General features: G+C 41.4%; 10 protein-coding genes, 1 tRNA gene and 2 rRNA genes. All 13 read right to left on the bottom strand.

The window, feature by feature from the left end:
- Positions 1-1,195, bottom strand: a 1,195-nt coding sequence (locus tag PE36_RS22805; RefSeq protein WP_006034480.1) for an aldehyde dehydrogenase family protein, incomplete at its 3' end; no start/stop codon positions are given.
- A 106-nt stretch (positions 1,196-1,301) separates the two neighbouring features.
- The gene (locus PE36_RS22800) at positions 1,302-2,105 is read right to left on the bottom strand and encodes a TatD family hydrolase (protein WP_006034479.1); all 804 of its coding nucleotides are present in this window, start codon (positions 2,103-2,105) and stop codon (positions 1,302-1,304) included.
- Positions 2,083-2,838 carry a twin-arginine translocase subunit TatC gene (gene tatC, locus PE36_RS22795; RefSeq protein WP_006034478.1) on the bottom strand — a complete coding sequence of 252 codons (756 nt, stop codon included), beginning with the start codon at positions 2,836-2,838 and terminating at the stop codon, positions 2,083-2,085. Before tatC ends, PE36_RS22800 begins: the two co-directional genes overlap by 23 nt.
- Positions 2,839-3,219: a Sec-independent protein translocase protein TatB gene (tatB, locus tag PE36_RS22790; protein ID WP_006034477.1), complete on the bottom strand. Its 381-nt coding sequence runs from the start codon at positions 3,217-3,219 to the stop codon at positions 2,839-2,841.
- A 3-nt stretch (positions 3,220-3,222) separates the two neighbouring features.
- The gene (gene tatA / locus PE36_RS22785) at positions 3,223-3,468 is read right to left on the bottom strand and encodes a twin-arginine translocase TatA/TatE family subunit (RefSeq protein ID WP_006034476.1); all 246 of its coding nucleotides are present in this window, start codon (positions 3,466-3,468) and stop codon (positions 3,223-3,225) included.
- A gap of 121 nt (positions 3,469-3,589) precedes the next feature.
- Positions 3,590-5,230: a ubiquinone biosynthesis regulatory protein kinase UbiB gene (gene ubiB, locus PE36_RS22780; RefSeq protein WP_006034475.1), complete on the bottom strand. Its 1,641-nt coding sequence runs from the start codon at positions 5,228-5,230 to the stop codon at positions 3,590-3,592.
- Positions 5,231-5,842 carry an SCP2 domain-containing protein gene (locus tag PE36_RS22775; RefSeq protein WP_006034474.1) on the bottom strand — a complete coding sequence of 204 codons (612 nt, stop codon included), beginning with the start codon at positions 5,840-5,842 and terminating at the stop codon, positions 5,231-5,233.
- A gap of 9 nt (positions 5,843-5,851) precedes the next feature.
- Positions 5,852-6,607, bottom strand: coding sequence for a bifunctional demethylmenaquinone methyltransferase/2-methoxy-6-polyprenyl-1,4-benzoquinol methylase UbiE (ubiE, locus tag PE36_RS22770; protein ID WP_006034473.1), 756 nt, complete (start codon positions 6,605-6,607; stop codon positions 5,852-5,854).
- A gap of 136 nt (positions 6,608-6,743) precedes the next feature.
- Complete coding sequence (locus PE36_RS22765; RefSeq protein WP_006034472.1) at positions 6,744-8,018, bottom strand: cytosine deaminase; 1,275 nt, start codon at positions 8,016-8,018, stop codon at positions 6,744-6,746.
- Entirely contained in the window at positions 8,018-9,295 is a 1,278-nt protein-coding gene (gene codB, locus PE36_RS22760; RefSeq protein ID WP_006034471.1) for a cytosine permease, read from the bottom strand. Before codB ends, PE36_RS22765 begins: the two co-directional genes overlap by 1 nt.
- 606 nt (positions 9,296-9,901) lie before the next feature.
- Positions 9,902-9,978, bottom strand: a tRNA-Asp gene (locus PE36_RS22755).
- A 60-nt stretch (positions 9,979-10,038) separates the two neighbouring features.
- Positions 10,039-10,154, bottom strand: a 5S ribosomal RNA gene (rrf, locus tag PE36_RS22750).
- Positions 10,155-10,290: 136 nt separating this feature from the next.
- Positions 10,291-11,023 (bottom strand): 23S ribosomal RNA (locus PE36_RS22745); the annotation flags it as partial.

Here is an 11,023-nt window from a genome sequence, read left to right as displayed (position 1 = left end):
GGGTATTATTATCAAAACTCATGATATATAACGCTAATGGATGTGGACGTGATTTAATAACACTAATGGCATCATCAATCGAATCATAAGGTAGAATTGGCAATAACGGACCAAAGATCTCATCTTGCATTAGCTGCATATCATCATTCACATTTAATAATAAATGCGGCAACATGCGGTGACGTTGATCGTTAAGGCTATCGCCTTCTTGCATGGTTTCTACTTCAGCACCCTTTTGCTTTGCATCTTCTAACCATGCTTTAAGACGGTTATATTGGCGATCATCAACAATATTTGTATAATCATCATTATCCATCGCTTTTGGATAGCGGCGATTGAACTCGTTGCGATATTCTTTTACAAAGTCTGCCACCTTTTCACGCGGGCAAAGAATGTAATCCGGTGCCACACAGATCTGTCCGGCATTAAGGCTCTTGCCTAACATAATACGATTAACGGCCACTTTGATATCAATATCAGGGGCAACCACCACTGGTGATTTACCGCCTAATTCAAGTGTCACAGGCGTTAGGTTATCTGCGGCGGCACGCATAACATGCTTACCAACAACCGTCGAACCAGTAAATAATAAGTGATCAAAAGGCAATTTAGTAAACGCCGCTGACAGAGCGGTTTCCCCCTCGACAATACACACGTCCTTACGATCAAACACAGAAGTAATGATTTTCTTTAATACTTGATTGGTTTTCGGGGTGAATTCCGACATTTTGAGCATCGCGCGATTACCGGCGGCAATACTGGTAATCAGTGGCACGATAGCCAGATTAATCGGGAAGTTCCAAGGTACAACGATACCCACCACACCAACAGGTTGATAATGGATCGTGACACTTGCTGGTGCTAATAACAGACCAGGACTACGTCGTGTCGGCTTCATCCACTTTGCTAAACGCGCTAAAGTATAATTAAATTGTGCCGTCGTTGGTAAGATATCAGCGATTAAAGTGTCATAACGAGAACGATGGCCGTAATCTTCAGAAACAGCGGTCAGCAACGCTTCTTTGTTTGCTAAGAAAGCCGCTTTAAACAATAATAAGCGTTTTTTACGCTCGGCCTTATCCCATTCAGGTTGGCTTAAATAGGCTTCTTTTTGCGTCGCAAAAATCTGCTCCATTGCTGCAATATCATCAATACCATCGCTATCATTCATTTTGATTTCCGCTACACTCATCATGCTCACACCTCAATATAAAAACCGACTAGTTAGTCAATCAAAATAGACTAACTAGTCGGTTTTGTCTACTGTGACGCAAGAATAAAATGAAAACAGGTGGTAATGATCACAACCTAGGAAGCTGGAAGAACTGTTCTGTCACTTGTAGACTGCGGCTAAGTAAGGTGTCTATATCCTCACCACGCGCGCTGGCAATCGTTGCAGCTACATGCGGTAAGTGACAAGGTTCATTACGGCGAGATTTGGGTTTTGGTTGCAGATTTCGAGGTAATAAATACGGTGCATCGGTTTCCAGCATTAATCGATCAGCAGGAATATCTCGCACCAACTGATATAACTCAGTGCCACGGCGCTCATCACAAATCCAGCCGGTAATACCGATATGTAAATCCAATTCTAAGCACGCGGCGAGATCACTCGCAGAGCCAGTAAAACAGTGTAATACAGCCGCAGGCAGAGCTGAACGATACTCTTTTAAGATCGCAATAAAACGTTCGTTAGCATCGCGCTCATGCATAAATACCGGCATATTTAATTCGGCAGCAAGTTCTAATTGCTTGGCAAACGCAGCTTCTTGCATCGGGCGAGGCGAGAAATCACGGTTAAAATCCAAACCACATTCACCAATAGCAACCACACTATCATGTTGGGCTAGCGCTCTAATTTGCTGCCAGCTATCATCCGTCGCATGGCGTGCATCGTGCGGGTGGATACCTGCAGTGGCATAAAGTTGTTGTGGATAATCTTGGGTAAGTTGATAAGCAAGCTGGCTTTCGGCGATATTCGTGCCAGTAACAATTAAACGACGCACCCCTTGGGCAGAGGCGCGTTCAATAACATCAGGTAAATCTTTGTGAAAAGCAACGTTTGTTAAATTAACGCCAATATCAATCAGTTCCTGTTTCTTCATCTTTGGTCTCGTCCTGTTTAACGTAAAAACGAGAAAATAATAAACCTAACTCAAACAATAGCAACATAGGTATCGCTAATAATGTTTGTGAAATAATATCAGGCGGTGTTAATAACATCCCCATGATAAATGCAGCAACCACAATATAAGGGCGTTTTTTACGTAAACTGTCAGGTGTTGTCGCACCCGTCCAACATAATACTAATGTGGCAATGGGGATCTCAAATGCGAGACCAAACGCAAAAAATATTTTCAAGACAAAATCAAGATAGCTACTAATATCAGGCGCAAATGTTACCCCTTCTGGCGCCGCAGATGCAAAGAACTGGAATGCTAAAGGAAACACCACAAAATAAGAAAAAGCGACACCAAGATAAAACAGAAAAGCACTGCTAATGACCAAAGGCGCAATTAATTTTTTCTCATGTTTATACAAACCTGGTGCAATAAAACCCCAAACTTGGTACAAAATCCAAGGGATGGCAATAAAAGAAGAAGTAACCAGTGTTAACTTTATCGGCGTAAAGAACGGGGTCGCGACATCTGTTGCAATCATGGTTGTGCCAGCCGGTAATTGCGCAATCAAAGGCGCGGAAACCAACTGATAAATATCATTAGCAAAATAAACTAATGATATAAAAATTAAGATAATTGCGGCACTAGCACGTAATAACCTATCTCTCAGTTCGATTAAATGCGTAATCAAAGGCTGAGTATTTGGATCTGCTGCCATTTATTTTTTATCCTGTTCGATTGCCTGTTCTACTTTTTCAGGTGTCTCTTCAACCGCAGATTTCGAGGTTGAAGTCGGTGCATTCACATCCGCATAAGGCCGCGTTACCGAGGCCGCTGCATCACGTAAAGAGTCGATAGAATCCTGCAGTTCAGGGCTGATATTGTTCATGCCTTGTTGCTCGGCTTTTTTCAAATTGTCATGCATTTCTTGAATTTTTAATTCATGTGACAATTCATCTTTTACGGAATTAGCTGCACCTTTGATGGTTTTCACCCAAGTGCTAACCGTTCTTATCGCCACAGGTAAACGCTCTGGTCCTAATACTAAAAGACCCAGCACTGAAATAACCATAATTTCCCAAAATCCGATATCAAACATAAATTATGCCTGTTCTTTATCTTTTTTTGTTTCTGTTGCTTCTTTTGTTACTGCTGTTTTTACTGCGTTAGTTTCTTCCAACACTTTATTTTCTGCTTTGGTATCTTTAGTTTCGTCACCCATGGCTTTTTTGAAGCCTTTAACTGCCGCACCTAAATCACCACCAACATTACGTAACTTCTTAGTTCCGAACAATAAAAGAATAATTACAGCAATGATAATTAACTGAGTAACACTGATTCCGCCCATGATAAAACCTTATTTTATGTAATTGAATTCGTCATTATTAATATCGATAAGTATACAGTATATAGACTACATATTTATTGCACCTGATCTACGATAAAGTTAACGGCGCTTTTCGTTCCGATTATTTAAGCTTAAACCAACCGAGAGCGGTCAGTCCAAAGCCAACACTGGCTAAGCTAAATGCTAACGATGTCGAGTCTGGATTGTACACTATTGCGGCACAAATCATAATGACACCACCCACACTCAGCAAATAACGGCCTTTACCTGACTGTGTATGATTTTGAGTAAATTGTTCCGCTTGGGTGAACAGTTTATCCAACTTAGCTTGTTGTTTGGTTGCTTTTGTCAGCGTATCAAACACTAACTCTGGTAACTCAGGTAATTTTTCAGCCCAAAATGGCGCCCGTTGTTTTACTGCCGAAAACACGGCTTGTGGCCCCATCTGTTCCTTAACCCAACGCTCAAGAAATGGTTTAGCCGTATCCCATAAGTCTAGCTGAGGATAAAGCTGACGACCTAATCCCTCAATGTACAATAATGTCTTTTGCAATAATACTAATTGCGGTTGTACTGTCATATCAAACTTACGCGCAGTAGCAAATAGATTAACCAATACATGACCAAAAGAAATTTCAGCTAATGGTTTTTCAAAGATAGGATCGCACACTGTACGGATCGCAAATTCAAAATCATTGACGTCTACATAGGATGGCACCCAACCAGAGTCCACGTGTAATTCCGCTACTTTACGGTAATCACGATGGAAAAAGGCTAACAGATTCTCTGCTAAGTAACGCTTGTCTTCACGATTTAAAGTACCGACAATACCACAATCAATGCCAATCCAACGCGGATCTTCAGGCGTTTCATAAGAAACAAACACATTACCAGGGTGCATGTCGGCATGGAAAAAACTATCCCGGAAAACTTGGGTAAAGAAGGTCTCAACACCACGTTCAGCCAATAACTTCATATTGGTGCCCTGCGCTTCTAACGCAGCAATATCGGATACTGGAATACCATAAATCCGCTCCATCACAATCATATTTTTATGCGTGAAATCAGGATATATCTCGGGTACATATAATTCTTTAGAATCCAGGAAATTACGACGTAATTGGATTGTATTCGCAGCTTCACGATCTAGATTTAACTCATCAAGAATGGTTTTTTCATAATCAAGAACCACCTCAAGTGGTCTCAAACGTGCTGCCTCTGGCACTAATTTCAGTAATACTTTCGACAGTCGTTTCATCAGCTGGGTATCAGCACGAATAATCGGTTCGATATCAGGCCTAATGATTTTAATAACGACTTCTTCGCCATTACTTTTTAACTTAGCGGTATGCACTTGGGCTATGGATGCTGACGCTAACGGCACGGGGTCAAAGTCATCAAATACATCATCGATTGATGTACCCAACGCCAGCTCAATTTGCTGCATCGCTAATTGACTGTCAAACGGTGGCACTTGATCTTGCAGCATTGCGAGCTGTTCAGCAAACTCTTGCGGTAACAGATCGCGACGTGTTGATAGCATTTGTCCGAATTTAATAAAAACAGGACCAAGTTGCTGTAATGCTAGTTTGATTCGCTCTGCTGGTGATTTCTCTGCGTGTTGATTTTTAATCCAAAAAATAGATTTTCGACATAATCGTGCTGACAACGGCTGCAATTGTGCAGGTAACAATTCATCAAGACCGTATTCCAACACCACTTTTTGGATATAATAAAATCGCTTTAACTCAACCAATGTCATTTATGTATCTTCCTTACGCGACAATAAGGCTAGACGCATTTCAAATTGCTTACCTTGCTGTTCTAACTCATTCACTTCATCACAAAAATTCGCGATTTCTAATGCACCAGGCGCGAGACGTATTTCTTCAATTAAATACTCGGCAACGTTATGACGAGCAATCGTCATATTTTTTTGCAACCAAGCTTGGCTTGATTTTGCACCTTGTAGTAGTTTATGTGCCGCAACATCTCCAGTATAACGGGATAGGTGCTCTTCCCAATCGATATCTAGCTCTTTTAAGATAATACTAAATTTGCTGGCAACCATAGGATCACCACGCATATCTAATTCACCTTCTTTAATCAATGCAGTGAATTGCGAACTATCTTGCAAGCGATAAAGACTCGACAATTTTATATCCATACAGCAATCAGCATCACCATCATACTTGGCTAACACATCAATCTGAGATGAAAAAACAAAATACAATGGCTTCGGTAACTCTGCAATGTTTACCTGTAATACCTTACCTTTTAATGACGCGATCTTGTCAACGGCATTAGCATCTGCTTTTAACAATTTATTCAATAATGTTTCAATTCCAGCAGTAACAAGCATTTCAATTGGCATGAGCATTCCTTAGAATTTATAACCGCGATGCAAAGCAACAATACCACCAGTTAGGTTATGGTATTCAACGCTTTCAAAGCCAACTGCTTCCATCATGCCTTTTAATGTTTCTTGATTTGGATGCATGCGAATTGATTCAGCTAGGTATTGATAACTATCACCATCATCAGCAATTAACTCGCCCATCTTAGGTAAAATATTGAATGAATAGAAATCATAAATTTTATTTAATGCATCAGAATTTGGTTTTGAGAATTCCAAAACTAATAAACGCCCACCTGGTTTTAATACACGGAACATCGATGCCAGCGCTTTATCTTTGTCTGTGACGTTACGTAAACCAAATGCGATAGTGATCAAATCAAAATGATTATCAGGGAAAGGCAGTTCTTCAGCATTGGCTTGAACATATGTCACGTTACCAACAATGCCACGGTCACGTAATTTTGCACGGCCAACTTTTAGCATTGAATCGTTAATATCTGCAAGCGTTACAGCACCCGTATCTCCAACAATACGTGAAAACTTAGCAGTTAAATCACCTGTGCCACCGGCAAGATCTAAAACTTTATGGCCAGGTCTGACACCACTGCAATCAATCGTAAAACGTTTCCATAGACGATGAATACCCATAGACATAAGGTCATTCATGACATCATACTTAGCCGCTACTGAATGAAACACACTCGCAACCATATCGACCTTTTGGTCTGACTCTACGGTTTTATAGCCAAAATGAGTGGTGTTATTTGATTTATCTGTCATCGAGCTGTCCTTAATATCAGTTTAAGCGGATAGTTTACTGCAACTCAGAGCCAACTGAAACGAAACAAATCATTTAATCTATAAAAGGCAAAAAAATACCGCCTCGATGGGCGGTATTAGAATAGAACAAACAAATTTAACGTTTAAAGTTAATTATCTCTGATTTGTCTAAATGTATTTGCGTCTCGCTGGGTTTGGTTTCTGCTAATATTCTACCCGCACGGATAACATAGCGAGGTGCCGTTTGACGACGAATAGCATCATAACCAGAGTCGGCAGGTAGGATAACGAGGTTACCTGGTTTACCTTCTTCAATACCATAACGATCTTGAATATTTAATGTTTGTGCACTGTGGTCAGTAATGAGTTTTAACGACTGATCAATTTGCTCGTAACCCATGATCTGACAAACATGCAGCCCCATATGTGTTACTTGTAGCATGTTCGCAGTCCCTAAAGGATACCAAGGATCAAAGATATCATCATGACCAAAACAAACGTTAATGTTCGCAGCGAGCATCTCTTTTACCCGGGTAATACCACGGCGCTTAGGATATGAATCGAAACGACCTTGTAAGTGAATATTAACCAGTGGATTAGCAACAAAACTAATACCTGATAATTTCAGCAAACGGAACAAACGTGAAGCATAGGCATCATTATATGAATGCATCGCCGTGGTGTGACTCGCGGTGACACGGTGACCCATTTTTTTCTCGTGTGCTAATGTCGCGACAGTCTCCACAAATCGAGACTGCTCATCATCAATTTCATCACAATGCACATCAATCAGACAATCAAACTCTTCTGCTAAGTCGAAAATGAAATGTAGCGAATCAATGGCATATTCACGACTAAACTCAAAGTGGGGAATAGCACCAATAACATCAGCGCCCATTTCCACCGCTTTACGCATAATGGCTTTACCATTCGGGAAAGAATTAATACCTTCTTGTGGAAATGCCACAATTTGAATTTCAACGAATTCTTTTAGTTCTTCACGTAATTCGATTAATGCTTTAAGCGCTATCAGCTCAGGGTCTGAAACATCAACATGTGTACGCACATATTGAATACCATTGGCGATCTGCCATTTTAACGTTGTCGTCGCACGTGTTTTAACATCTTCATGCGTCAGCATCGCTTTACGTTCAGACCAACGTTCAATGCCTTCAAATAAAGTACCAGACATATTCCAGTTTGGCTCTCCAGCGGTTTGCGTCGTATCTAAATGTACATGCGGCTCGATGAATGGAGGCGTCGCTAAACCACCTTCACCATCAATAATATCGCAACCGGTACTGTCTAATTCACCACATGGTTTAATTGCAGAAAAAATACCATTTTCAATCCGGATATCGACAAATTTATTATTACTGTAAAGTTGAACATTTTTAATTAAAGTCGGCATTACGCTTCGCTCTTTTTAGTATTAGTATTAATTGATTTCGAACCCATTACTTTACAACTGATAAAGTAAGCAACAGCACCACCGATTACCGCATTCACAGGGACAACACCTGGCAATAATTGACCCGCAGCAATACCCACAGCAACAGCAATAAGTGCCTGCCAACGGATAGTTTCGAATTCAGCTTTCGCAAATTCAACGTACTGACCACGGTGAATTAAGAAGTAATCGGCAATAAGTACACCACCGATAGGCGGGATAGCGGCACTTAGAAATGATAGCCAGCCAACAAAGTTATTATACAACCAAAGGGCAAACACAGTACCAATTACACCGTTTATCATCGCTAGCTTCTTGCTATCAATACCGGTGATATTTGAGAAACCTAACCCAGATGCATATAACGCGTTATCATTCGTCGTCCAAATATTCAGACCTAACACAATGATAGCCGGGATAAGTAAGCCTTGCGTCATCATTACATCTGAGATATCTGCAAAACCAGTTGCAGCAGCACCCGCAGCACCAAAGATAAACATCAATGAATTACCAATGAAGAAAGCGATAAGCGTGATTGCAACAGCCGCTTTTGGTTTACGACCAAAACGCACAAAGTCTGCGGTCAGCGTTCCAGCACTAATAAATGAACCTATCACCAATGCAAGTGCAGTATTAAAGTCAATTTTCTGATCAACCGCTGGCACAATTTTTTGCATTTCAGCAATGCCGCCTAAATCATTCACCGCAAGATAAACAGAGTAACCACCTAGAATGGTAATGGCGGGTACAGCAATAAAACTGAGTACCATCAACGCCGATATACCAAAATAAACGGTCCCAGTCATCAACAGACCTGCAACAACAATAATTGCGTTTATATCAAGCTCAACACCTGTTTCACCAAATAAGGCTTTCTGTACTGGCAGGGCAAACATGGCAACACCAACACCAAACCAACCAACTTGCGTACCACCAAGTAATAGTGAAGGCAGATATGAACCTTTACTCCCAAATGAATAACGCGCTAAAAGATGGGTTGAGAGGCCTGTCTTAGCGCCGATATAACCAAGAAATGCCGTATATATACCTAAAATCAAGTTACCGAGCAATACTGCGTAGAAGAAGTCATCATAAGAAAGTCCGGTACCTAACGTGCCACCGGTCCACATACTGGCAGAGAAAAAAGTTAATCCCAGCATCACCAATGATAATGCGATAAAACCTTTTCTTTCTGATTTAGGCACGGGTCCTAAAGAATAATCATTTTGTGCAGCCACAAACTCTCCAATTTTCTTTTTATTGACAAATTGCGCGGTATTCTAATGATCAACAATTTTAAGTCAATAAAAAAAAGGAGCACAAAAAAGACAGTCCGACACGCAATGATACCGCTAACAATATGTATCTTTATAGTTGATTTTAATCAACAGAAAGTTCAATAGCTTAGTTATTAAATTAAATGTTAACTAGGAAGAAAAAAGCAGGGTTGGGCACGAGTAAATAAATGACATTAATTTTTCAACGTGGTACTTCATCATGTGAAAGTGTATATGTTTTCATCAATAGAGCATTTATCTATCCTGAATTTCAGGTACAAAAAAATGAATCGTAAGATTCAGACTTTTTTATTTGCTGGTAAAGAGAGAGTAAACGACTTTCTATAAACCATAACCCACGTCCCTCAGCGCGACAGGCCACTTGTCTCATAAAGAGTCTAACGACCACCAAGGATGGTGGAAGTGCGTAGAAATGCCAGGTGTATTTCCAGTCCAACTGAAGACTAATAACAAGAACTAGCGCTCCCCATAATCTGCGCTTTCTGTTTGCTGAATTTCAGGCACAAAAAAAGCCTGAATCTTTCGATTCAGGCTTTCGTTGTTTGTTGGCGGAGTGGACGGGACTCGAACCCGCGACCCCCGGCGTGACAGGCCGGTATTCTAACCAACTGAACTACCACTCCGCACAATCTGTGCTAATGTTTCCATCAGTCTTAATTTATAGTCTTTCGACGTTGTTTGGCGCTTGGCGATGCCCTACTCTCACATGGGGAAACCCCACACTACCATCGGCGTTATTACGTTTCACTACTGAGTTCGGAATGGAGTCAGGTGGTACCGCAACACTATGGTCACCAAGCAAATCTGGTTTGCTTTCTATAAGAAAAATTAATTTCTATTGTAAATCTGAAAAGCTATAAATAAAGAAGTCTTTAAAACATAAAGTGTTCAATCAATTCTTAAGTCAAATTTCAATTAATCATACTTTAATTTGTATGGTTAAGCCTCACGGGTAATTAGTACAAGTTAGCTCAATGCCTCACAGCACTTACACACCTTGCCTATCAACGTTGTAGTCTCCAACGGCCCTTCAGGGAGCTTAAAGCTCCAGTGAGAACTCATCTCGAGGCCTGCTTCCCGCTTAGATGCTTTCAGCGGTTATCAGTTCCGAACTTAGCTACCGGGCAATGCCATTGGCATGACAACCCGAACACCAGTGGTTCGTCCACTCCGGTCCTCTCGTACTAGGAGCAGCTCCTCTCAATTCTCAAACGCCCACGGCAGATAGGGACCGAACTGTCTCACGACGTTCTAAACCCAGCTCGCGTACCACTTTAAATGGCGAACAGCCATACCCTTGGGACCAACTTCAGCCCCAGGATGTGATGAGCCGACATCGAGGTGCCAAACACCGCCGTCGATATGAACTCTTGGGCGGTATCAGCCTGTTATCCCCGGAGTACCTTTTATCCGTTGAGCGATGGCCCTTCCATTCAGAACCACCGGATCACTAAGACCTACTTTCGTACCTGCTCGACGTGTCTGTCTCGCAGTTAAGCTGGCTTATGCCTTTGCACTAACCACATGATGTCCAACCATGTTTAGCCAACCTTCGTGCTCCTCCGTTACTCTTTGGGAGGAGACCGCCCCAGTCAAACTACCCACCAGACACTGTCCGCAATCCCGATAAGGGACCTACGTTAGAACATCAAACGTACAAGGGTGGTA

The organism is Moritella sp. PE36 (assembly GCF_000170855.1).
Lineage (GTDB): Bacteria > Pseudomonadota > Gammaproteobacteria > Enterobacterales > Moritellaceae > Moritella.
Note: the sequence above shows the minus strand (reverse complement) of the source record. Positions and strands in the feature narration are given on the sequence as shown.